The 24,676-nt window shown below is 58.5% G+C and carries 18 protein-coding genes and 4 tRNA genes; 3 read left to right on the top strand and 19 right to left on the bottom strand.

From position 1 onward, the window contains the following. Positions 1-11: 11 nt before the first annotated feature. The 19 genes from KO539_RS14610 to KO539_RS14520 all read right to left on the bottom strand — a co-directional run bounded on the left by KO539_RS14610 (position 12) and on the right by KO539_RS14520 (position 22,267). The gene (locus KO539_RS14610; protein WP_035828534.1) at positions 12-851 is read right to left on the bottom strand and encodes an HDOD domain-containing protein; all 840 of its coding nucleotides are present in this window, start codon (positions 849-851) and stop codon (positions 12-14) included. Positions 852-927: 76 nt separating this feature from the next. Beyond that, positions 928-1,854, bottom strand: a complete 927-nt coding sequence (locus KO539_RS14605; RefSeq protein WP_257626294.1) for a hypothetical protein — start codon at positions 1,852-1,854, stop codon at positions 928-930. A gap of 301 nt (positions 1,855-2,155) precedes the next feature. Then, on the bottom strand, positions 2,156-6,397 hold the full coding sequence (rpoC, locus tag KO539_RS14600) for a DNA-directed RNA polymerase subunit beta' (protein WP_034753138.1): 4,242 nt from the start codon (positions 6,395-6,397) through the stop codon (positions 2,156-2,158). Between the two features lie 109 nt (positions 6,398-6,506). Continuing rightward, positions 6,507-10,613 carry a DNA-directed RNA polymerase subunit beta gene (rpoB, locus tag KO539_RS14595; RefSeq protein WP_099380535.1) on the bottom strand — a complete coding sequence of 1,369 codons (4,107 nt, stop codon included), beginning with the start codon at positions 10,611-10,613 and terminating at the stop codon, positions 6,507-6,509. Between the two features lie 244 nt (positions 10,614-10,857). Beyond that, positions 10,858-11,229, bottom strand: coding sequence for a 50S ribosomal protein L7/L12 (gene rplL, locus KO539_RS14590; RefSeq protein ID WP_034753136.1), 372 nt, complete (start codon positions 11,227-11,229; stop codon positions 10,858-10,860). A 67-nt stretch (positions 11,230-11,296) separates the two neighbouring features. Next, positions 11,297-11,836 (bottom strand): 50S ribosomal protein L10, encoded by a 540-nt coding sequence (gene rplJ, locus KO539_RS14585; protein ID WP_034753621.1) that lies wholly within the window; start codon positions 11,834-11,836, stop codon positions 11,297-11,299. 320 nt (positions 11,837-12,156) lie between these two features. Beyond that, positions 12,157-12,852 carry a 50S ribosomal protein L1 gene (gene rplA / locus KO539_RS14580; RefSeq protein WP_034753134.1) on the bottom strand — a complete coding sequence of 232 codons (696 nt, stop codon included), beginning with the start codon at positions 12,850-12,852 and terminating at the stop codon, positions 12,157-12,159. Then, the gene (rplK, locus tag KO539_RS14575) at positions 12,852-13,286 is read right to left on the bottom strand and encodes a 50S ribosomal protein L11 (RefSeq protein WP_034753131.1); all 435 of its coding nucleotides are present in this window, start codon (positions 13,284-13,286) and stop codon (positions 12,852-12,854) included. The genes rplA and rplK overlap by 1 nt, the downstream gene beginning before the upstream one ends. Positions 13,287-13,402: 116 nt before the next feature. Next, the gene (gene nusG / locus KO539_RS14570; RefSeq protein WP_034753130.1) at positions 13,403-14,029 is read right to left on the bottom strand and encodes a transcription termination/antitermination protein NusG; all 627 of its coding nucleotides are present in this window, start codon (positions 14,027-14,029) and stop codon (positions 13,403-13,405) included. After that, the gene (secE, locus tag KO539_RS14565) at positions 14,029-14,412 is read right to left on the bottom strand and encodes a preprotein translocase subunit SecE (RefSeq protein ID WP_035823944.1); all 384 of its coding nucleotides are present in this window, start codon (positions 14,410-14,412) and stop codon (positions 14,029-14,031) included. Before secE ends, nusG begins: the two co-directional genes overlap by 1 nt. 32 nt (positions 14,413-14,444) lie before the next feature. Beyond that, positions 14,445-14,520: transfer RNA gene (locus KO539_RS14560), tRNA-Trp, on the bottom strand. A 66-nt stretch (positions 14,521-14,586) separates the two neighbouring features. Then, the gene (tuf, locus tag KO539_RS14555; RefSeq protein WP_100875273.1) at positions 14,587-15,777 is read right to left on the bottom strand and encodes an elongation factor Tu; all 1,191 of its coding nucleotides are present in this window, start codon (positions 15,775-15,777) and stop codon (positions 14,587-14,589) included. 88 nt (positions 15,778-15,865) lie between these two features. Next, a tRNA-Thr gene (locus KO539_RS14550) sits at positions 15,866-15,940 on the bottom strand. A 43-nt stretch (positions 15,941-15,983) separates the two neighbouring features. Next, a tRNA-Gly gene (locus KO539_RS14545) sits at positions 15,984-16,057 on the bottom strand. Positions 16,058-16,120: 63 nt separating this feature from the next. After that, positions 16,121-16,205, bottom strand: a tRNA-Tyr gene (locus KO539_RS14540). Between the two features lie 233 nt (positions 16,206-16,438). Continuing rightward, entirely contained in the window at positions 16,439-18,085 is a 1,647-nt protein-coding gene (locus KO539_RS14535) for a tetratricopeptide repeat-containing response regulator (protein ID WP_219310346.1), read from the bottom strand. 133 nt (positions 18,086-18,218) lie between these two features. Continuing rightward, on the bottom strand, positions 18,219-19,814 hold the full coding sequence (locus KO539_RS14530) for a DUF3369 domain-containing protein (protein ID WP_219310345.1): 1,596 nt from the start codon (positions 19,812-19,814) through the stop codon (positions 18,219-18,221). A 63-nt stretch (positions 19,815-19,877) separates the two neighbouring features. Continuing rightward, positions 19,878-20,966 carry a J domain-containing protein gene (locus KO539_RS14525; protein ID WP_219310344.1) on the bottom strand — a complete coding sequence of 363 codons (1,089 nt, stop codon included), beginning with the start codon at positions 20,964-20,966 and terminating at the stop codon, positions 19,878-19,880. Positions 20,967-21,115: 149 nt separating this feature from the next. Beyond that, positions 21,116-22,267 (bottom strand): class I SAM-dependent methyltransferase, encoded by a 1,152-nt coding sequence (locus tag KO539_RS14520; protein ID WP_219310343.1) that lies wholly within the window; start codon positions 22,265-22,267, stop codon positions 21,116-21,118. A gap of 74 nt (positions 22,268-22,341) precedes the next feature. Here KO539_RS14520 and KO539_RS14515 point away from each other — a divergent pair, with 74 nt between their 5' ends. The 3 genes from KO539_RS14515 to ttcA are packed head-to-tail and all read left to right on the top strand — an operon-like array spanning position 22,342 to position 24,543. Then, positions 22,342-23,130: an SDR family oxidoreductase gene (locus tag KO539_RS14515; RefSeq protein WP_219310342.1), complete on the top strand. Its 789-nt coding sequence runs from the start codon at positions 22,342-22,344 to the stop codon at positions 23,128-23,130. Positions 23,131-23,176: 46 nt separating this feature from the next. After that, the gene (locus KO539_RS14510; RefSeq protein WP_035823929.1) at positions 23,177-23,575 is read left to right on the top strand and encodes a dihydroneopterin aldolase; all 399 of its coding nucleotides are present in this window, start codon (positions 23,177-23,179) and stop codon (positions 23,573-23,575) included. 5 nt (positions 23,576-23,580) lie between these two features. Further along, positions 23,581-24,543 (top strand): tRNA 2-thiocytidine(32) synthetase TtcA, encoded by a 963-nt coding sequence (gene ttcA / locus KO539_RS14505; protein WP_035828533.1) that lies wholly within the window; start codon positions 23,581-23,583, stop codon positions 24,541-24,543. Positions 24,544-24,676 lie beyond the last annotated feature (133 nt).

Here is a 24,676-nt window from a genome sequence, read left to right as displayed (position 1 = left end):
CTCAGACGAACTCAGACGAGCAGCGCGGCGCTCATCGAACGCACTTCCTCGTTTGACTCAGCCAGGATGCTTTGCAGGGTCTCGTTGTCGATAATGAAATCGATGACGGAATCGGAGGGTGTGAGCATTTCCACGTACGTCACCTGCAAGGGCGACTGCACGGGCGACAGTTGCTTGGCCAACAATAAGGTGTCGAGCAGGGAGTCGGGCGGGATCGATAGCAAGCCATCGCGCAAGCCTTCGATGGCTTCGCTGACGGCTCGCGGGATCAAGAGCTTCTTCATGACTTCGCGGGAAATGATTTCTTCGGCCGATTCCATCCAGTGATCCGCATCGTCGTCGAGCAGGCCGGGGAATTCATCGGCGCGCGACAGCAGGTAAAAGCCGCCCACCTCATGCACGATGCCGGCGAACAGCGCCGTGTCGGCATCGACGTGCGTCACGCGGCGGGCCAGCACGTGCGCCAGCGCCGCCACATGGGCCGTGTGCTCCCACAACTGGGTCGCCTTCTGGCGCAAGACGGGATCGATGATCTTGCTGCCGAACTGGCGCACCACCATGGCCGCCACCAGCGCGTACAGATTGCGGTAACCCATGCGCATGACGGCGGCGCGCACGCTGGTCACAGGCGCCGCATCGCCGCGGCTGTACACGGCCGAATTGGCCAGCGCGACTGTGCGCGCCGCCAGCAAGGGCTCGGCCAATACCAGTTTGATCGCATGGTCGATATGACAATCCGGTTCAGCCAGGGCCAATTGCAATTGCAGTGCGGAATTAACACTCGTGGGAAATGTTAATTCTCCGCGCACCGCCTGGGAAACAATTAAACCGAAAGCCTGTAGTTTATTCATCATACGATCAATCCGCCTCAGATATTATTCTGGCCAACAATTTCATGCATCGGAAATTGAATGCCAGGCCCGGCCTTTAGAATACAGATGGCATGTCATTCGCTTGTAATGAAGAGTCAGGCAATGCCAGCGCATGCAATAGCGATTCATCGCCGATCACAAACAACTTCGGCTGCTGTAATACCTGCAGCAGAAATGGCTGGCCTTCGCGCAGCCGCCGGCGATAATCGGCCAGCGTATATAGATTGGGATTGATTTTACGCCTTAAGGTTCGCTCGGCCGGGGCCAATCCCGTCAACAGATCGCCATAATTGGCTTCTTCGCCCACCAGCAGCAAATCGATGGCGCTGCCAGGCATGTCCTGCCCCTTCGCCGTGGCGCCCGACACGAATGCCAGGTGCAACTGCGCACGCAAGGGAGCCAAGGTCATGCTGAGCACGCCGACGATGCCGAAGGTTTTCTGCACCAGCCCGCTCAACTCCGGATACACGAGGCTTTCCTTGTTGGGCCAGAAGCGCCGCACATTGCCGATCCGTTCAGAAGTGATCAGGCCCGACTCATGTAGACGACGCAATTCCCGCTGCGCCGACGCGCTGCCCAATCCCGTCAAACGCATGATCTCGTTCAAATGAAAACCTTCATTCACGCGGACAAAGAGCAAACCCAGCAATTTCTGCTGGGCGGGAGTAAACAGGGCTTGGGCAATCATGCGCCAAATCTTAGCATGAATGAACTGGAAACTGGCGTGCTGAAGACAATAGGGCGTGACGTCACAACAACGCGGTACGGCGCCGTCAACGGCAATTGGGCGAGCCCATCGCGGTGAATGACAATGACGCGGCGGCAGGCAGTTTGCAGCCACTTCCTTGTGAGCGCTCACTTCAGACCCGCTGACGTGCCGGCTCGATATCCTGGTCCACCGCAATTGCCGGTCTGAGGCAACGGCATCCCCTGGTTTATCCCATCCATTCAAGCATGCACGACGTAACAGTAACTCGGCCATATTTATTCATAGAGCAAGCAGGATGAAATACCTGCATATGGATTTGAATTTCAATCTCAGCCTTTAATACCAGCATGGCTCAGTATTAGTTTCAATGCCTGGCTCATTTCGGATTTACTCAGACGACTCATACTTCAATCCACCATATCAATGACGCTTTCCAGTGAAAATAATATTGGATATAAATAGGCAGCCATAATTTTCGGTGTTCCACGCTGCCTATATGCGTGTATTAATTAATGCTTGCAGGCATAAAAAAACGGCACCCGAAGGTGCCGTTCTTGTCAGCTAGCAGCGCAAATTACGCTTCGTCGCCGTGGTGTTGCTGGGTCTCGATATCCTGCAATGCTTCGGCAGCTTCGCCAGCCATCGAGGCTTTCTCGGCCAGCAGCAGTGCTTGACGCTCTTCCACTTCCCACGCTTCTTTCTCTTTGCGTGCGCGGTGGAAGGCCAGGCCCGTACCGCCAGGAATCAGACGGCCGACGATGACGTTCTCTTTCAGGCCGCGCAGACCATCGCGCTTGCCCATGATCGCCGCTTCGGTCAGCACGCGGGTGGTTTCCTGGAACGATGCGGCCGAGATGAACGAATCGGTCGACAGCGATGCCTTGGTAATACCCAACAAGACGTTTTCGTAGGTCGCTGGAATCTTGTTCTCAACGGCCATGCGATCGTTCTCGTCCAGCAGTTCCGAACGCTCTACCTGCTCGCCAACGATGTAGTTGGTGTCGCCGGCATTGACGATCTGAACACGGCGCAGCATCTGACGCACGATCACTTCGATGTGCTTGTCATTGATCTTCACGCCTTGCAGACGGTACACGTCTTGCACTTCGTCAACGATGTAACGTGCCAGTGCTTCGATACCCAGCAAGCGCAGGATGTCTTGCGGATCGGCCGGGCCGTCCACGATCATCTCGCCCTTGTTCACGACTTGGCCGTCATGCACCAGCACTTGTTTGTCCTTGGTGATCAAGAACTCATGCTTGTTGCCGTCCATGTCCGTGATTTCCAGACGCTGCTTGCCCTTGGTTTCTTTACCGAACGCAACCGTACCCGTGACTTCCGCCAGCATACCGGCATCTTTCGGCGAGCGCGCTTCGAACAGTTCCGCAACGCGCGGCAGACCACCGGTAATATCGCGCGTTTTTTGCGATTCGGTAGGAATACGTGCCAGCACTTCACCAACCGATACCTGTTGACCGTCCTTGACCATGATCAGTGCGCCGACCTGGAAGCCGATCGCCACCGAGTGTTCGGTGCCGGCGATCTTGACTTCTTCGTTCGCGTCGTTGATCAGCTTGACTTGCGGACGCAACGTTTTCGTCAACGAACCGCGACGTTTCGCATCGATCGCCACCAGGGTGGACAGACCGGTCACTTCATCGACCTGACGGGCAACGGTGACGCCTTCTTCGACGTTCTCGAAACGCACTTGACCGGCGTATTCGGTAATGATCGGACGGGTCAGCGGATCCCACGTTGCCAGGGCCGTACCGGCCTTGATGACCATGCCGTCCTTGACGATCAGGGTCGCACCGTACGGTACTTTATGACGCTCACGCTCACGGCCATGGTCGTCGGTGATCAGCACTTCGCCGGAACGGGAAATGACGATTTGCGCGCCCTTGCCGTTCGTCACGTAACGCATGGTTGCCGTGAAGCGGATGGTACCGTTCGACTTGGCTTCCACCGACGATGCCACTGCTGCACGCGATGCCGCACCACCAATGTGGAAGGTACGCATGGTCAGCTGGGTACCAGGCTCACCAATCGACTGCGCTGCCACCACACCGACGGCTTCGCCGGCGTTGACCAGCATGCCGCGGCCCAGATCGCGGCCATAGCACTTGGCGCACAGGCCGAAGCGCGTGTCGCAAGTCAGTGGCGTGCGGACCTTGACTTCATCGATGGACAGACGCTCGATCTCTTCGACCATGTCTTCGTCCATCAAGGTGCCGGCTTCGTACAGCGTTTCCTGGGTTTCAGGATTGACGACGTCATGCACCACCACGCGGCCGAGGATACGGTCACGCAACGGTTCGATGACTTCACCACCTTCGACCAGTGCCTTCATGACGGCGCCGTTCATGGTGCCGCAATCGTCCTCGATCACCACCAAGTCTTGCGTCACGTCAACCAGACGACGCGTCAGGTAACCGGAGTTAGCCGTTTTCAGCGCCGTATCGGCCAGACCTTTACGAGCGCCGTGGGTCGAAATGAAGTACTGCAAAACGTTCAGACCTTCGCGGAAGTTCGCGGTAATCGGCGTTTCGATAATCGAACCATCCGGTTTGGCCATCAGACCACGCATACCGGCCAACTGGCGAATCTGGGCTGCGGAACCGCGCGCGCCGGAGTCGGCCATCATGTAAATGGCGTTGAACGATTCTTGCGTCGACTTGGTGCCGTCGCGGCGGATCACGTCTTCGACTTTGAGCTGGTCCATCATGGCCTTGCCGACTTCATCGGAGGTCTTGCCCCAGATATCGACTACCTTGTTGTAACGCTCGCCGGCGGTCACGAGACCCGAGGCGTATTGCTGTTCGATCTGCTTGACTTCCGATTCGGCCGTCGCGATCAGGGTCACTTTTTGCGGCGGTACCAGCATGTCGTCGACGCAGATCGAGATACCGGCGCGTGTCGCCAGGCGGAAACCCGATTGCATCAGTTTGTCTGCGAACACCACGGTGGCGCGCAGGCCGCACTTGCGGAACGACGTGTTGATCAGCTTGGAAATTTCTTTCTTTTTCAGCGCGCGGTTCAGGACGGAGAACGGCAGGCCTTTAGGCAGAATTTCCGACAGGATCGCACGGCCGATCGTCGTTTCGTAACGCGTAACCGTTTTCTCGAATTCGCCCGTCTCGGCGTTTTTCGGGTATTCGGTAATACGCACGGTAACGCGGGTCGTCAGTTCGACTTCCTTGTTGTCGTAGGCGCGGATCACTTCCGACACGTCAGGGAACATCATCCCTTCGTTCTTCGCATTGATCGCTTCGCGGGTCGCGTAGTACAGACCCAGCACGATATCCTGGGAAGGAACGATCGATGGTTCGCCGTTCGATGGGAACAGGATGTTGTTCGATGCCAGCATCAACGTGCGTGCTTCCATCTGCGCTTCGATCGACAGAGGAACGTGGACCGCCATTTGGTCACCGTCAAAGTCGGCGTTGAATGCGGCGCAGACGAGCGGGTGCAGCTGGATGGCCTTGCCTTCAATCAGGACTGGCTCGAACGCCTGGATACCCAGACGGTGCAAAGTAGGTGCGCGGTTCAACATGATCGGATGTTCACGAATCACGTCTTCCAGGATGTCCCACACGACCGGCTCTTGAATCTCGACCAGCTTTTTCGCGGCCTTGATCGTGGTCGCCAGACCCATCAGTTCCAGTTTATTGAAAATGAATGGTTTGAACAGTTCCAGCGCCATCAGTTTCGGCAAGCCGCACTGATGCAGTTTCAATTGCGGGCCCACGACGATGACCGAACGACCGGAGTAATCGACGCGTTTGCCCAGCAAGTTTTGACGGAAACGGCCGCCTTTACCTTTGATCATCTCGGCCAGCGACTTCAGCGGACGCTTGTTGGCGCCGGTCATCGCTTTGCCGCGACGGCCGTTGTCCAGCAGCGAATCGACTGCTTCTTGCAGCATGCGCTTTTCGTTGCGCGTGATGATCTCTGGAGCGCGCAGCTCCATCAGGCGTTTCAGACGGTTGTTACGGTTGATGACGCGGCGATACAGATCGTTCAGATCCGAGGTCGCGAAACGGCCACCGTCCAGCGGTACCAGCGGACGCAATTCCGGCGGCAGCACTGGCAGCACTTCCATGATCATCCAGTCAGGCTTGATGCCCGAACGTTGGAACGCTTCCAGCACTTTCAGGCGCTTGGCGTATTTCTTGATCTTGGCTTCGGATTTCGATTCCTTCAGTTCCACGCGCAGGGTTTCGGCATCGCGGTGGATGTCGATCGAGCGCAGCAGTTCACGGATACCTTCGGCGCCCATGAAGGCGGTGAAGTCGTCGCCGTACTCTTCGTACTTGGCGGCGTAGTCGTCTTCCGACATGATCTGGCACTTCTTCAGCGGGGTCATGCCGGGATCGGTCACGACGTATGCTTCAAAGTACAGCACGCGTTCGATGTCCCGCAGGGTCATGTCCAGGACCATGCCCAGACGCGACGGCAGCGACTTCAGGAACCAGATGTGCGCGGTCGGCGAGGCCAGCTCGATGTGGCCCATGCGCTCGCGGCGCACTTTGGCCAGGGTGACTTCGACGCCGCACTTTTCGCAGATCACGCCGCGGTGCTTCAGGCGCTTGTACTTGCCGCACAGGCATTCGTAATCCTTGATCGGGCCAAAGATCTTGGCGCAGAACAGGCCATCGCGCTCAGGCTTGAAGGTACGGTAGTTGATGGTTTCCGGCTTCTTGACTTCGCCGTAGGACCACGAACGGATTTTCTCAGGCGAAGCGAGACCGATCTTGATTGCATCGAAGGTCTCGTTGGTCTGTACTTGCTTGAATAGATCGAGCAGTGCTTTCATGTATCACTCCAGAGGTGATTAAATTTCTATATTCCTGAGACTACATTGCCCGGCGTGGTTTCCCAGCCGGGCTTTGTGTTTCCCAAACCAAATGACAGGGTGCTGTCGTTTAGTTGCGTTCGAGGTCGATATCGATACCCAGCGAACGGATTTCCTTGACCAGCACGTTGAACGATTCCGGCATGCCGGCGTCGATCACGTGGTCGCCCTTGACGAGGTTCTCGTACACTTTGGTACGGCCATTCACGTCATCGGACTTGACGGTCAACATCTCTTGCAAGACATACGACGCGCCATACGCTTCCAGTGCCCAGACTTCCATCTCACCGAAACGCTGACCACCGAACTGGGCTTTACCGCCCAGTGGCTGTTGCGTCACCAGCGAGTAAGGACCGGTCGAACGCGCATGCATCTTGTCATCGACCAAGTGATGCAGTTTCAGCATGTGCATGACGCCGACAGTGACCTTGCGCTCGAACGCTTCACCGGTGCGACCGTCATACATGGTCACCTGGTTTTTCGAAGCGGTCATGCCCAGGTTCTTGGCGATGTCGTCCGGATACGCCAGGTCCAGCATGCGGCGGATCTCTTCTTCATTGGCGCCGTCGAACACTGGCGTGGCGAATGGAACACCTTTTTTCAGGTTTTCCGCCAGCTTCATGATCTCTTCGTCGTCGAAGTTATCCAGATCTTCCGCGCGGCCATTGTCGTTGTAGATCGTCGTCAGGTACTTGCGCACTTGTTCGACCTTGGTTTGCGCCTTCAGCATTTCGCCGATGCGGATACCCAGACCCTTGGCAGCCCAGCCCAAGTGAGTCTCGAGAATCTGACCAACGTTCATCCGCGAAGGAACGCCCAGCGGGTTCAGCACAACGTCGGCTGGCGTGCCGTCGGCCATGTATGGCATGTCTTCCACAGGAACAATACGGGAAACCACACCCTTGTTACCGTGGCGACCTGCCATCTTGTCGCCCGACTGCAGGCGGCGTTTCACGGCCAGGTACACCTTGACCATTTTTTGCACGCCTGGTTGCAGCTCATCGCCTTGCGTCAGTTTCTTACGCTTCTCTTCGAAGGCCAGATCGAACTGGTGACGCTTCTCGTTGATCGATTCCTTGATCGCTTCCAGCGCTACCGCTGCATCGTCGTCCGCAGGGCGGATGTCGAACCAGTGGTATTTGTCCAGATCGGCCAGGTAATCCTTGGTGATCTTGGCGCCTTTGGCCAGCTTTTTAGGGCCGCCGTTGACAACTTTGCCGATCAGCATTTTTTCCAGACGCTGGAAGGCATCGCCTTCAACGATACGCATCTGGTCGTTCAGATCCAGACGGAAGCGTTTCAGTTCGTCATCGATAATTTGCTGGGCACGCTTGTCGCGCACGATGCCTTCACGGGTGAAGACTTGCACGTCGATCACGGTACCGATCATGCCCGAAGGCACGCGCAGCGACGTGTCTTTCACGTCCGAAGCTTTTTCGCCGAAAATCGCGCGCAGCAGCTTCTCTTCCGGGGTCAGCTGGGTTTCGCCTTTAGGCGTCACTTTACCGACCAGGGTGTCGCCGGCCTGGACTTCCGCGCCGATGTAGACGATACCGGATTCATCCAGACGAGCCAGCTGGTTTTCAGCCAGGTTCGAGATGTCGCGCGTAATTTCTTCCGCGCCCAGTTTCGTATCACGGGCCACCACCGACAACTCTTCGATGTGAATCGAGGTGTAGCGGTCGTCCTTGACGACGTTTTCCGAGATCAGGATCGAATCTTCGAAGTTCAGACCATTCCATGGCATGAAGGCCACGGTCATGTTCTGGCCCAGCGCCAATTCACCCAGGTCGGTCGATGCGCCGTCGGCGATCACGTCGCGCTTGGCAACACGGTCGCCCACTTGCACGATAGGACGCTGGTTGATGTTGGTGTTCTGGTTCGAACGGGTGTACTTGATCAGGTTGTAGATGTCGACGCCCACTTCACCAGCGGTCGCTTCGTCATCGTTGACGCGAATCACGACACGGCCCGCATCGATGTAATCGACGATACCGCCACGCAGCGCTTGCACGGTGGTGCCCGAGTCGACCGCAACGGTGCGTTCGATACCGGTACCGACCAGCGCTTTTTCCGGACGCAAGCAAGGCACAGCCTGGCGTTGCATGTTGGCGCCCATCAATGCACGGTTTGCATCATCGTGTTCGAGGAACGGAATCAGCGAGGCAGCGACGGAAACGATCTGGCCAGGCGCCACGTCCATGTACTGGATGCGCTCTGGGGATACCAGGATGGTTTCGCCGGCTTCACGGGCCGAGACCAGTTCATCGGACAGCGTACCTTCATCGCTGATGGTCGCATTCGCCTGAGCGATGATGTAGCGGCCTTCTTCGATGGCGGACAGGTAATCGATCTGATCGGTAATCTTGGAGCCTTCGACCTTGCGGTACGGGGTTTCCAGGAAGCCGTATTCATTCAGGCGGGCATACAGAGCCAGCGAGTTGATCAGACCAATGTTCGGACCTTCCGGTGTCTCGATCGGGCAGACGCGGCCGTAGTGGGTCGGATGCACGTCGCGCACTTCAAAGCCGGCGCGTTCGCGTGTCAGACCGCCGGGTCCCAGAGCCGATACGCGGCGCTTGTGGGTAATTTCCGACAGAGGATTGGTTTGGTCCATAAACTGCGACAGCTGGGACGAACCGAAGAACTCGCGAATCGCGGCCGAAATCGGCTTCGAGTTGATCAGGTCGTGCGGCATCAGGTTATCCGCTTCGGCTTGGCCGAGGCGTTCCTTGACGGCGCGTTCAACACGCACCAGACCGGCGCGGAATTGATTCTCGGCCAGTTCGCCCACGCAACGTACGCGACGGTTACCCAGGTGATCGATATCGTCGACTTCGCCGCGGCCATTGCGCAGTTCCACCAGGATCTTGATCACGGCCAGCACGTCTTCGTTCGACAGGGTCATGGCGCCGGTCAGTTCATCGCGGCCAATGCGGCGGTTGAACTTCATGCGGCCCACGGCCGACAGGTCGTAGCGGTCCGAGTTGTAGAACAGGCCATTGAACAGCGCTTCAACGGAGTCTTCCGTTGGCGGTTCGCCTGGACGCATCATGCGGTAGATCGCCACTTTCGCAGCCATCTGATCGGCGGTGTCGTCGATACGCAGGGTTTGCGAGATGTAGGCGCCCTGATCCAGGTCGTTCGTGTACAAGGTCTGGATTTCGGAAATGTTGGCATCGCGCAAGCGGCCCAACAGATCTTCGGTCAGCTCATCGTTCGCGGAAGCGACGACTTCACCGGTATCGCCATCGACGATGTTCTTCGCCAATACGCGGCCCAGCAGGTAGTCTTCCGGTACGGAAATGTGCTTGATGCCGGCAGCTTCGATATCACGCACGTGTTTCGCGTTGATACGCTTGTCTTTCAGCACCAGGGTCTTGCCCGACTTGTCGACGATGTCGAAACGCGCCACTTCGCCGCGCAGACGCTCGGAGACGAATTCCATTTCCGCGCCTTCGGAGCGCAGGTTGAAATTGTCGAAGACGAAGAAGTTCGCCAGGATTTGCTCATGCGACATGCCGATAGCTTTGAGCAGGATCGTTACTGGCATCTTGCGGCGGCGGTCGACGCGGAAGAACAGGATGTCTTTCGGGTCGAACTCGAAGTCCAGCCACGAACCGCGGTAAGGAATGATACGCGCGGAGAACAGCAGTTTACCGGACGAGTGAGTCTTGCCGCGGTCGTGCTCGAAGAACACGCCAGGCGAACGGTGCAGCTGGGAAACGATAACCCGCTCCGTGCCGTTGATGACGAACGAACCGGTGGTCGTCATGAGCGGCAATTCGCCCATGTAGACTTCCTGTTCCTTCATCTCTTTGACGACGGGCTTGGTTGGCGATTCCTTGTCCAGGATCACCAGACGCACTTTCGCGCGCAGCGGCGACGCGAACGTCAGGCCACGTTGTTGACATTCTTTGACGTCAAAGGCAGGATCGCCCAGAACGTACGACAAGAATTCGAGACGCGCAAAACCATTGTGCGACACGATAGGGAAAATCGAAGTGAAAGCCGACTGCAGGCCATCATTCTTGCGGCCGGACGGTGCTATGTCCTCTTGCAAGAAGCTATGATAAGACTCGAGCTGGGTCGCCAGCAGGAACGGAACGTGGTGAACGTTGGCGCGCTTCGCGAATGATTTGCGAATGCGTTTCTTCTCAGTAAATGAGTAGTGCATGGACACTCCGTGAGTGACAGAAAGGATAGAAAATTCAGGTTTTGCAAGTGTTCGTTTGCACCGCTGCGTGTGACACAGACGAAACCTCAAGGCTCTGCTTTCCGGCTTGAATCGAATAAAAACTGCTGCTACAACTACATGACAAATACGATGCAGACGACAAAGGAGCCAAAGTCGGATTTCCCCCCTTGCGAGGGGAAACCTCAGACTTTGACTCGGGCGCTAACTGCCGCCGGTACAGATATTACTTGATCGAAGCGGTTGCGCCGGCTTCTACCAGTTTCTTCTGTGCTGCTTCAGCGTCAGCTTTCGACACTGCTTCTTTCACAGTTTTTGGTGCGCCATCGACCAGGTCTTTAGCTTCTTTCAAGCCCAGGCCGGTGATTTCGCGAACTGCTTTAATAACGCCAACTTTGTTTGCGCCGAAGGTGTCAAGGATGACGTTGAATTCGGTTTGTTCTTCAGCAGCTGCTGCTGGGCCTGCTGCAGGACCGGCCGAAGCCATTGCTGCTGCGGACACGCCGAATTTTTCTTCGAATGCTTTAACCAGGTCGTTCAGGTCCATTACGGACATGGCGCTAACTGCTTCCAGGATATCGTCTTTGCTAATTGCCATTTTGAAACTCCTAAATTTATTACGTTAGTTACATCAGATTGGTACTGAGAGAAAAAAGCGCGCGCAATTAAGCGGCTGCTGGGGCTTCTTCTGCTGCTGCTTCTGCAGGAGCTTCGGCGCCTTCGCCTTTTTTCGCTGCCAGGGCAGCCAGACCACGTGCAAAGCCCGAAACCGGAGCCAGCATAACGCCCAACAACTGCGAAATGAGGACTTCACGGCTAGGAATGCTCGCCAACGCGGTGACAGCAGCTGTATCCAGCGGCTTGCCTGCGTAGTTACCTGCTTTGATGACCAGTTTGTCGTTGGTTTTAGCGAAGTCAGCGATGACTTTAGCTGCTGCAACGGCATCGGCCGAGATCGAGTAGATCAACGGGCCGGTCATGGCATCTGCCAGGCTGGCGAATGCGGTACCTTCAACGGAGCGACGAGCCAGAGTGTTTTTCAACACACGCAGGTACACGCCTTGGGCACGCGCTTTAGCACGCAGTTGCGTCAAGTGACCAACCTGGATGCCACGATATTCGGCCACGACGATCGTTTGCGCATTTGCTACTTGTGCGGAAACTTCGGCGACGACGGCCTTTTTGTCATTCAGATTGAGACTCACGGTCAACCTCCTTAAATGATGTTCGGCAATCACAACCGAGTGGTTGAGCGCCTTGCATCGGTTCGAACACGGCGTCCGAAGTCAAGAAGTACTAAACTGAGCGGATGGATTCACGCAGCATGAGGACTACAAAACTTGTTCGGGTACACCATCTGCGTTGGGCACCTGCCGTTGCCGGCAAGCCTATTAACCTTCTGCATGTGCGATCGCAGTCGGCCCAACGGTCTTTGATTGTCTGCCTGCCTGGTGCGAACACCGGGCAGACAGCCCAAAGATGCGCCCGCAGCGCCCGAAGGCGCTACAGGACTTGATTCTGTTACTTAAGCTGCCAGGCTAGCCTGATCAACACGGACGCCAGCGCCCATGGTCGACGACAGCGAAACTTTGCGCAGGTACACGCCTTTGCTCGATGCTGGCTTGGCTTTGTTCAGTGCGTCGATCAGTGCGACCAGATTCGACTTCAGATCTGCGTCAGCGAACGATTTACGGCCGATGGTAGCGTGGATGATACCGGATTTGTCGGTACGGTACTGAACTTGACCGGCTTTCGCGTTTTTCACGGCGGTAGCGACGTCAGGAGTAACAGTGCCAACTTTCGGGTTAGGCATCATGCCGCGTGGGCCCAGGATCTGACCCAGGGTACCAACGATACGCATGGTATCTGGCGAAGCGATAACGATGTCGAAAGGCATGTCGCCGGCTTTGATCTGCTCAGCCAGGTCTTCCATACCAACGATGTCGGCGCCAGCAGCTTTGGCCGCTTCCGCTTTTTCGCCCGACGCGAATACAGCCACGCGTACGGTTTTGCCGGTACCAGCTGGCAGCACGACGGAGCCGCGCACCACTTGGTCGGATTTCTTAGGATCAACACCCAGTTGTACCGATACGTCGATCGATTCATTGAACTTGGCCGTTGCGCACTCTTTGATCAGAGCGACAGCGTTGTCGAAAGCGTACACTTTGGTACGGTCGACTTTGGCTTTCAAAGCCTTGATACGTTTGGATAACTTAGCCATTATACAACACCTTCCACCGTGATACCAATCGAACGAGCGGAACCAGCGATGGTGCGTACAGCAGCATCCATGTCGGCAGCGGTCAGATCAGGGGTTTTCAATTTAGCGATTTCTTCAGCTTGTGCGCGGGTCAGCGTACCGACTTTGTCGGTATGTGGCTTCGGCGAACCTTTGGTGATCGCAGCAGCTTTTTTGATCAGGTAGGTTGCTGGAGGCGTCTTCATCACGAAGGTGAAGGACTTGTCAGCGAACGCGGTGATCACGACTGGAATCGGCATGCCTGGCTCCAGACCTTGGGTCTGTGCATTGAAGGCCTTGCAGAATTCCATGATGTTCAGACCACGTTGACCCAGAGCTGGACCGATTGGTGGGGATGGGTTTGCTTTACCAGCTGGTACTTGCAGCTTGATAAAACCAATGATTTTCTTTGCCATGATGGCTCCTATCTTGGATTGAGTAGTAGCGCCCCGCCGATCCTACCCTGGCGGGGCTCCTCTGACCGGATTTCGCTTTGACTACCGCGACGCTCCTGGTGGCGCTTGATACAGACTTAAACTTTTTCGACCTGGCCGAATTCGAGTTCTACCGGAGTAGCGCGACCGAAAATGGTGACCGAGACGCGTACTTTGGATTTCTCGTAGTTGACTTCTTCGACATTGCCGTTGAAGTCGGTGAACGGACCATCCTTGATGCGGACTTGCTCGCCCACTTCGTACAAGGTTTTTGGACGGGGCTTTTCAACACCTTCCTGCATCTGCTTCATGATGCCGTCGATTTCGCGCGCGGAGATCGGCGTCGGCTTGTTCGACTTGCCACCAATGAAACCGGTAACCTTGCTGGTATTCTTGACCAAGTGCCAGCTCTCGTCCGTCATTTCCATTTCAACCAGCACATAGCCAGGATAGAAACGACGTTCGGTGACGGACTTCACACCATTTTTGACTTCGACAACTTCTTCAATCGGCACCAGGATCTGGCCGAACTGGTCTTGCATGCCCGCGCGCTCGATGCGCTCGGTCAGTGCGCGCATGACGCTTTTTTCCATGCCGGAATAAGCATGCACGACATACCAGCGCTTGCTGCTGACTGGCACGCTCAGCGCTGCACCAGTGTCCGCTACCGGAGCGTCGCCCGGAACGGACTCGTCCGCCGCTTCATCATGCACATTTTCGCTCATTATTTTTTCCAACCCAGAATTACGTCATACAACAAAAACTCGAGCAATTTATCCGTGCCCCACAGGAAAATCGCCATGACCAGCACAAAGGCAAACACGATCGCAGTAATCTGCGTGGCTTCTTTGCGGGTAGGCCAAACGACTTTCTTGGTTTCGCGCACAGCTTCTTTGGCGAAATTGAGAAATTCACGGCCGGTCGTCGAGATATACAAGAGCGCAACAGCAATAACCAAACCAGCCACAAGCGCGCTTGCACGCACCAGAGCTGGTTGGCCTGCCAGGTAATAAAACCCGACTACTCCTGCAATCGCAGCCACTATTGCCAGCGCGACTTTTATCTTGTCACTCGACGTGCTAACGGTTTGCACGGATTGATTTGACATTTTTCTACTTTCGGTGCCCTGCACCTTGACGGTGGCAGGGACGGAGGGCATCGAACCCCCAACCTTCGGTTTTGGAGACCGACGCTCTGCCAATTGAGCTACGTCCCTACGTAAAACTTTCGAGGAGCGCTATTCTACCACCCAGGACGCCCCGGGTGGAAGCATAACATTTCCTTATGCGAGGATTTTTGCAACCACGCCGGCGCCGACGGTACGGCCGCCTTCACGGATAGCGAAGCGCAGACCTTCTTCCATCGCGATCGGGTTGATCAGCTTGACGGTGATCGACACGTTATCGCCTGGCATGACCATTTCCTTGTCTGCTGGCAACTCGATCGAACCGGTTACGTCCGTCGTGCGGAAGTAGAACTGTGGACGATAGTTGTTGAAGAATGGCGTATGACGGCCGCCTTCATCTTTCGACAGAACATAGATCTCGCCGGTGAAGTGCGCATGCGGCTTGATCGAGCCTGGCTTGGCCAGAACTTGACCACGTTGCACGTCTTCACGCTTAGTGCCGCGCAGCAGCAGACCAACGTTGTCGCCTGCTTGACCTTGGTCCAGCAGTTTGCGGAACATTTCCACGCCGGTGCAAGTCGTTTTGACGGTATCGATAATACCAACGATTTCGATCTCTTCGCCGACTTTAACAATGCCGCGCTCGATACGACCGGTTACCACGGTACCGCGACCCGAGATCGAGAACACGTCTTCCACTGGCATCAGGAAAGCACCGTCAACAGCGCGCTCTGGCGTTGGGATGTACGAATCGAGGGCATCGGCCAGACGCAGCACTGCGTCAACGCCCATTTCGCCTTCTTTGCCTTCCAGCGCCATACGGGCCGAACCTTTGATGATAGGCACGTCGTCGCCAGGGAACTCATACTTCGACAACAGCTCGCGCACTTCCATTTCAACCAGTTCCAGCAGCTCTGCGTCGTCGACCAGGTCGCACTTGTTCAGGAACACGATGATGTATGGAACGCCAACTTGGCGGGCCAGCAGGATGTGTTCGCGGGTCTGTGGCATTGGGCCGTCAGCTGCGGAGCATACCAGGATCGCGCCGTCCATCTGGGCAGCACCGGTGATCATGTTTTTGATGTAATCGGCGTGGCCTGGGCAGTCAACGTGCGCGTAGTGACGCGATTCCGTTTCGTACTCGACGTGGGCGGTGTTGATCGTGATACCGCGCGCTTTTTCTTCTGGTGCTGCATCGATCTGGTCGTATGCTTTAGCTTCGCCGCCGAATTTCTTCGACAGAACCGTTGCGATTGCAGCGGTCAGCGTGGTTTTACCGTGGTCGACGTGGCCGATGGTGCCGACGTTGACGTGCGGCTTGGTCCGTTCGAATTTACCTTTTGCCATTTTGAACTCCTAATGATTTGATTAGATTGCTCAGGCACACGCCCGACGGTCTGGTTTGAATTGCTTCTGTGCTGCCTGCTGCGAATTCTGGTGCCCTTGACGTGGATCGAACACGTGGCCTCTCCCTTACCAAGGGAGTGCTCTACCACTGAGCTACAAGGGCTGTAATTTGTTGCATGCGATGCATCAAGCATCTGAACGGAAACTGGAGCGGGTGAAGGGAATCGAACCCTCGTCGTAAGCTTGGAAGGCTTCTGCTCTACCATTGAGCTACACCCGCGAGGTATCGTTCACTTTATCTTCACTTGCTTTTTGCTACTACCCAGTTTTCCTTGCAAAAACTTGGTGGAGGGGGCTGGATTCGAACCAGCGTACTCATAGAGAACAGATTTACAGTCTGTCGCCTTTAACCACTCGGCCACCCCTCCGCGGGAACCGCAGAGTATGAAGCATCTACTCACAACTGTCAACCTTATTTGCTGATGCCTGACTGCTGCATTTGCGTATAAAGAAGAAGTTGGCTGCTTCGGGGCGTGATTATAAGCTCCCGATTTGAGAATGTGCAAGGGTTGGCGCGAAAAAGTCTTCTTTTTTTGGATTTTTTTTATCGTCCCTGCCGGGAAGCCGCATTTTCCCGTCATTCGCCCCGTATTTCTCTTGTTTACCTTGCGTCAGGCGGATGCATCCAGGAGTTGCCCAGGGGCTTATATTTGCGCAACAACTGCTGATGCAGGCCCGACAGCACGGGCAATTTGGGGTTGCGCGGATCCAGGCGGCGCACGCCGGCGATAAACGTCAGCGCCTGCTGTCCCATGCGTTCATCCCAGCCTTCGTGCTCCAGGCATTTCAGCACGGCCACGGCCGCATTGAAGACCACTTGCGGATTGTCGGGCAGGCGCGTGACGGCTTCGCCCATCAGGTCGACGGCACCGCGGAAATCGCCCTCTCCCGCCCTGGCCGCGCCTGCCGCTACCATGTCGGCCACTTCCTGGCGGCTTTGCCGCGCCAGCGCCTTGGCCAGCTCTTCGCGTCCCGCCTGTTCAAACACGGCCATGGCGCGCGTCATGGCGGCGCTGTCGGGTGCGTTGCGCATGACTTCGCGCATCACCTCGGCCGCGCCATCCTCGCGCCCATGCGCCAGGCAATGGCGCGCCAGTTCCGTTTTCAGCATGTTCGAGCCGCCCACGCTGTGGCGGTTGGCAGCCAGCGCCGCGTCCAGCGATTGCTGCAGGCGTTCCTCGTTGCCCGTATGCGCATGCAGCATGGCGCTGCACAGGGCGCTGCACAGTTCCGCATTCTTTTGCCCGCCCATCGATTTGTCGAGGTCGCGGATCACGGCGCCCGCCTGCAGCGGGTCGCCCTTGCGCACCAGGGTCTGCACGAGGCGCACATGGTCTTCCGGGTCGCGGAATTCCGAATACTTGGCCTTGCTGACCACCAATTTGAGGGATTTTTCCGCCATCTCGATATCGTCGGCCGCCAAAGCCGCCTCGCCCAGACGGCGCAAGCGGCGCACGGCATGCGGCGACAGGGCCACCGCTTCGCTCAGGGCGGCCTGCGCCAGTTCCGGCTTGCCCTGCGCCAAATGCGTGCGCGCCAGCCAGTCATACGCGTCGAGAAAGCGCTTGTTGTTTTCCAGCAGCCCTTCCAGCGTGCCCTGCGCCGCTTCGTATTCCCCCAGCAGGAACTGCGTCTTGGCCTGCCCCAGGCGCGCCCAGCCGATGGACTTGGCCTGGTACAGGCCGGCGTAGATCGGTTCGGCGTCGGCCGCCTCGCCCAGCAGCAAATGCAATTCCGCGCGCAGGCGCAGGAAATCGGTGGCATAACGGGGATACAGGCTGGCGCCCTCGGCGCAGGCGGCAATCGCCGCGCGCTCATTGCCCACGTCGATCAGTTCATACACGGGCACGAAGGCATTGCGCTTGTCCAGCGCGCGGCCGATGCGCTCGAGCATGTTGTCAGCGGTAAAAGGTTTGAGGATGTAATCGGTGGGCAGCAGTTCGACGGCGCTGACCACCTTGGCGAAGCTGCCTTCGCCCGTGACCATGAAGAACATGGTCGAGGCATGCATCAATTTGTGGTGACGCAAGTCTTCCAGCATCTGCTGGCCATCCTGCCCGCCGTCAAGATCGTATTCGCACAGGATCAGATCATACGATTTGCTGCCCAGCATGCGGATCGCCTGGCCGGAACTGGCCGCGTCATCGATCTTCGCCAGGCCGCACAGGTTGAGCATATTGTGCAGGCTGGCGCGCATGCCCGGATGCGGCTCGATGATCAGCGCGCTGAGGCCCTTGAGTTCTTTCATGTCGTGATGTCCGAAAACTCCGCGGCGCGCCACACTGGTGCGTGGCGCCAGCCAGCATGAGGCTGCCGAGTATATGACGGCGCCGCGCGCAAGGGAATGGCGGCGTGCCGAAAAATGCCAACGAAGTGGCGGCTCAAGCGGTGGCGTGCTCCGGATGCCACAGTTGCGGCTCGTGGTCGATCAGCTCCAGCAGCGCCGTCACCACTTCCGGATCGAACTGGCTGCCGCTGCGCTGCTCGATGTATTCGCGCACCTGCGGATACGGCCACGGTTCCTTGTACGGCCGCTCGTGCAGCAAGGCGTCAAAGACATCGACCACGGCAACGATGCGCGCGGCCACGGGAATGTCGCGCCCTTTCAGGCCGTTCGGATAACCGGCGCCATCGAAATGTTCGTGGTGGCCGCCGGCGATCTGCGCGCCATATGTCAGGTAGCTGACGCCGTCGACCATGTTGGCGGCCCGCTCCAATATGGTGCGACCGACGCCGGCGTGCAGCTGCATCTGCGCCCGTTCCTCGTCCGTATGCTTGCCCGGCTTGAGCAGTACGGCGTCCGGCGTGGCCACCTTGCCCACGTCGTGCAGGATGCTGGCCAGGCCGATCATGTCGAGCAGCTGCGGGCTGAGCTCGTCGGCGTACACGCCGCGCTGCTGCATGCGCCGGGCGATGGCGTCGGACAACAGCTGCACGCGCCGCACGTGGCCGCCCGTGTCGCTGTCGCGGAACTCGGCCAGGTCGGCCAGCGCCACCACGGTCGCTTCCTGCGCCTTGCGAAGCTGGCCGAACATGTACAGGTTGTCGAAGGCGGCGGCGATGCGCTGGCAAAACACTTCCAGCAGATCGCGCTGAATCTGCGCCAGCGGCCACGGCGGCGTGACGGAAATGGCCAGCTCTCGGTTGCCTTCCGTGTGAATGAACAGCACATTGGCCGGATGCTCGAACTGGCTGCGCTTTTCCGCGAACGCCTTGGCGATGGTTGGCGTGAGGGCATGGTCGGCCGGCAAGGCTTCCGCTTCGGCCAGCACGGCATACGTGCCCGTGGCGGCGACCACCTCGGGCCGCCCGGCGCCGCCCTGCATCAGGCACAGCACACCGTCGGCGCCCACGTCGAGGATGGCGCTGACCTGGTTCAGTACGCCGGAAGCGAATTCGCGCAGGGAATGGATCTGGTACAGATTGGTGGCGCCGGCGAGGATCTTGCCCAGGCCGATGCGGCTGCGTTCGAGCATCATCAGGCTCTCGTAAGCGCGCAGGGCCGAAATGACGGTGGTAAACAGCTTTTGCGTCGTCAGTTCCGTCTTGGCCTTGTAATCGTTGATGTCGTATTCGATGATGACGCGCTGCTCGGGCGCCTGGCCCGGCTGGCCCGTGCGCAGCACGACGCGCACGATGGAGTTGTTCAGGTCGGCGCGGATGCGCTTGGCGAGGATCAGGCCGGCATCATCCGTTTCCATCACCACGTCGAGCAGCACCAGCGCGATATCGGGCGTGTCGCGCAGAATCTCGTACCCTTCACGGCCGCTGTAGGCGGAAAACAGTTCCAGTTCACGTCCCTTGAAACTGACATTGCGCAGCGCCAGCCGCGTGACCGCATGCACATCGACGTCGTCATCGACGATCAGGACACGCCACAGGCGCTGGTCGGGCGCGGCCAGCCCGGCAGGACTGGCCACCGGCTCATCTTCGTCGAGCAGCCAGTTATCATCTGCATCGGCTTTGAGGTCGGTCATGAATACTCCTAATGGATAAGTTCGATGTGGACGCTGCGTTGACACCTATCAAGCATAATCAGATTAGATGCTGCTTACAACAGGATTCTGCGTACCGCCTTCGCTGGCGGGCGGCGACGAGGCCGAGGCGCCGCTGCGCGTGGCGCCGCCGCAATTGTCCTGGCCTGGCCCGACGGCCTGGTAGCGCACTTCATACTTGCCCGCGCTGAGCTGCTCCACCAGCAGCTTGTCGTACGCGAGGATGTACAGGTAGCGCACGTTCGAGCGCCGCTCCGTGTCATACAGCTTGACGAACACGGGCGCGGCATTGCCGCTGTTGTCGATGCTCACGGCCAGTTCATCACCCTTGTTACCAATCGGGAATCCATCGACATAGCCGGAATGGGCCGGCCAGGGTTCGCCATTCGGCGCCACCAGCGATGGGGATTCGGCTTTGCCGGCCCCATCGCAAGCGGGCGGGATGCCTTTCAGGCTCAGCTGGGACACGGCCAGCACGCGGATCTCGGGCGTCTTCGCTTGCGGAGGTTCGGGCGCATACGGCTTGCCCACGGCCCAGCTATCGACTGCCACGGCCTCGCCTTTCGATGGCGACGACGCGGCACTGGCCGCAGACGTGGCTATTTCCGCATGGGGCTGGGCGCCATCGCGGGCCAGGCCGCTCCAGGCCGACGCCAGCGCGGCAGGCACGGGTTGCGACGTGTCGAGCATCAGCAAGGCGCCCAGCCAGCCCAGCAGCAGGCAGACTAGCAAACTCAGCCACCAGCGCCAGTTGCGCCAGACGGGTTGCAAGCCGCGCCGCGCCTTGCCCTTCGGCGGCGGCACATCCTGCGCCCACGTGTGTTCATGCTGCTGGGCATGGCCTTTCGCGCGGCCATCGCGGCTCTTGCCTTCTTCCTGGTGGGTGCTTTCCAGCCATTCGATTTCCCACTCCTCGGCGGCGATCCACTCGTCGTGTTCCTTGCGGCGCTGGGGATCGGATAAGGTGCCATAGGCGCTGTTGAGGATCGCCATGATGCGGGCGGCCTTTTCGTCGCCGGGATTCTTGTCCGGGTGGTATTTCTGGCTGAGGGCTTTGTACGCGGCACGTATGACTTCCTGCGGCGCCAGGCGCGCCACCTTCAGGTTGTCATAGTGTGTGTGTATCTTTCCCATCGTTCTATCTTGAAATCGGTGCGCGGCGACGGGTTCTTGCAGGATGGAACCGTGCTGTGTCGGTCATCATATACGATATGACAAGATAATAACCACTGGCGGACAGGAAATTGCAGGGCGGCACTGCCCTGCCTTGATATTGCGGGCGCTTACAGGCGGTGGCTGCGGTCGCTGGACAACAGCGCTTCCGGCAACTCCACCTGGTGCCCCACCACCAGCACCTTGAACAATTCCCCCATCTCGGCCGGCGACACCAGCTTTTGCACGGCGCTGGCTTGCGGCAAGTACGTTTTGACCTGTTGCGGATCGGTGCGCAGCAGCAAGTCGCCGAGGCCCGCGCCCAGCAGGAAGGAGGCCTGGTTCATATAGGCGAGCACGTCGAGGCCGGCATCCTGCGCCGCCACCGCCATGGCCGTAAAGTCGACGTGGGCCGTGATGTCCTGCAAACCGGGCAGATAAAATGGTTCCGCGTGGGCGTGATGGCGGTAATGGCACATCAAGGTGCCCGTGGCGCGTAAGTCCAGGTAATACTCGTGCGCAGGAAAACCGTAATCGAACAGCACGGCCGCACCGCCCTTGCCATTGGTCAGCATGCGCGCCAGCGAGCGCATGAAGCCGCAGGCCACGCCATGGATCTCGCTGACATAGCCCACCGGTAAGGCATCCGCATCCGGCACCTGGGTGGCGATCTGCGCGGCCACGTCATCGCCGGCAAGCCGTTCAACAAACACGAACTGGCCGTCGGCGATGCTGACGTCGAGTTCGCACCAGCCGGCAGGCGTCTTGCTGATCAGGTTGACGGGCATGGCGTCGAGCACTTCATTGCCGAACACGGCGCCTTCGAAACTGTCGGGAAAACCGTCGAGCCACACCACTTGCGGGAAGGCGGCCAGCGCCAGCTCCTGGCGCGCGCGCAATTCGCCGGACAATTCGACGATCGCATACTGTTCAATGGCGATGCCGGCCTGCGCCGCTTCCGTCAGGATATCCAAGGCCAGCTTGCCCGTGCCGGCGCCGAATTCGAGGATGCGCGGGGCCGTTTGCGCCATAATAGCGGCTGCCACATGGGCCAGGGTGGCGCCGAACAGGGACGAAATCTCCGGCGCGGTTGTAAAATCGCCATCTTTGCCCAGCTTGGCGGCGCCGCCGCTGTAATAGCCGAGGTCAGGCGCATACAGCGCCAGCTCCATGAAGCGGACAAAGGGAATGGCGCCGTCATTGCGCGCGATTTCGGCGGCAATCTGGTGCTGCAAGGCATGGGACGCGGCCAGCGCGTCGCTATCGGGTGCGGGAAGAGACATTCCCGCATTGTAGCGAATCGGCGGCGCATGCCGCCAGTGTGGCGTCCACCGAATATCTCAACCATAGCAAAGACATGACAGAAGCAACGACAACGCCATTCGACAGCACTCCCCGCGTCGCCCTCGTCACGGGCGCCGCGCGCCGGCTCGGCCGCGCCATCGCCCTGGGCCTGGCGCGCGACGGCTGGGATATCGCCGTGCATTACCGCGACTCGTGCGAGGAAGCGCTCAGTCTGGTGGCGGAAATCGCCGCGCTGGGCCGCCGCGCGCACGCGTTCCCCTGCGACCTGGCGCAGGAAGACGCCGTGCGCCAGCTGTTGCCACAGGCGCAGGCGGCGCTGGGGCCCGTTACTTGCGTGGTCAACAACGCATCGTTGTTTGAATACGACAATGCCGGCGATTTTTCCTTCACCGCGCTCGACGCCCACATGCACGCCAACCTGGCCGCCCCCATCCTGCTGGCGCAAGCGCTGTACCAGGCCACCCCGGCAGGCGGGCAAGCCGTGGTCATCAACTTGCTGGACCAAAAACTGTACAATCTCAATCCTGATTTTTTGTCGTACACCCTGTCCAAGGCGGCGCTGTTGTCGGCGACCACCATGCTGGCCCAGGCGCTGGCGCCGAAAGTGCGCGTGGTGGGCATCGCCCCCGGCATCACCATGGTTTCCGGCGAGCAGACGCAAGCGAACTTTGCCAAGGCGCATGAAAACACGCCGCTGGGACGCTCCAGCACGCCAGAAGATGTGGCCGACAGCGTCTGTTACGTGGCCGGCGCGCGCGCGCTGACGGGCACGACCTTGCTGGTCGATGGCGGCCAGCATTTGATCGGCTTGCCGCGCGACGTCATGTTTTTGACCAAATAATCAGCAGCCACACCAAACAACCAGCATTCCCTAAAAGGTAAAACCTATGTCGTCCGCCCTGTTCCACCCTCGCCTGGCCGATTGCCGCCGCCTGTTCCTGCGCAATTACGAAGTCCTCATCAACATCGGCGTCTACGACTTCGAGAAAAAGGGCGAGCAGCGCGTCCTCATCAACGTCGACCTGTACATTCCCCTGGCCCTGTCGACGCCGAAGGATGACCAGCTGGAAGAAGTGGTCGACTACGACTTCATGCGCGAAACCATCGCCAGGCGCATGGCGCAAGGCCACGTGCAGCTGCAGGAAAGCCTGGTCGACGACGTGCTGGCCGCCATGCTGGCCCACCCGCGCGTGCGCGCCGCGCGCGTATCGTCGATGAAACCGGACGTGTATCCCGACTGCGAAGGCGTGGGCGTGGAAGTATTCAAGATCAAGGATGAAGCATGAGCAATATGAACGACACCGCAGTCATGGAAACGACGACCACGGCCGTGGAATTCCCGGCCAACGTGGAAGCGCAGAAACTGGCGCGCAAGAAGGCGGAAAAGATCGCCCTGGAAAACAACAAGCTGCACAAGCGTTTGTGCCGCCTGGTGGGGCAAGCCATCGGCGATTTTAATATGATCGAAGACGGCGACAAGGTGATGGTCTGCCTGTCCGGCGGCAAGGATAGCTACGCGCTGCTGGACATTTTGATGACCTTGCGCGAACGCGCGCCGATTCACTTCGACATCGTCGCCGTCAACCTGGATCAAAAGCAGCCGAACTTCCCGCCGGAAATCCTGCCCGCCTACCTGACGGAACTGGGCGTGGCCTTCCACATCGAAAACCAGGATACCTACAGCATCGTCAAGCGTTTGATCCCGGAAGGCAAGACAACCTGCTCGCTGTGCTCGCGCCTGCGCCGCGGCATTTTGTATCGCGTGGCCGACGAGTTGGGCGCCAACAAGATCGCCCTGGGCCACCACCGCGATGACATCTTGGAAACGTTCTTCCTGAACATGTTCTTCGGCGGCAAACTGAAAGGCATGCCGGCCAAGCTGCAATCGGACGACGGCAAGCACATCGTCATCCGTCCGATGGCCTACGTGAAGGAAGAAGACACGCAGCGCTATGCGGAAGTCAAGGGCTTCCCCATCATTCCATGCGATCTGTGCGGTTCGCAGGAAAACCTGCAGCGCAAGCAGATCAAGGGCTTGATGCGCGAATGGGACAAGAAATTCCCCGGCCGCGTGGAAAGCATCTTCTCGGCCCTGTCGAACGTGGCGCCATCGCACTTGATGGACCCGAAACTGTTCGGTTTCAAGGATTTGAAAGCGGACGGCGTGGCCAGCCCCATGGGCGACATCGCGTTTGACGAAGAGCCATGCTCGACGCCGACGACGTTTGGCACGATTCCGCTGCAAACGCTGTAAGCCGCTGTTCTAAGCCCGTGTTGTTTCGCCGCCACCGCCCAGGTGGCGGCATCCCTCCTCTTTCCCCCTGCGTCCATTTGATGTACCGTAGTCAGCTCTGCCGATACGCGATGTGTCACGCGCGCATTCCTGC

The sequence above is a fragment of the Janthinobacterium sp. NKUCC06_STL genome, assembly GCF_019345455.1.
Lineage (GTDB): Bacteria > Pseudomonadota > Gammaproteobacteria > Burkholderiales > Burkholderiaceae_D > Janthinobacterium > Janthinobacterium rivuli.
The sequence above is the reverse complement of the archived record's forward strand: the minus strand, read 5'-3'. Positions and strand labels throughout refer to the sequence as shown.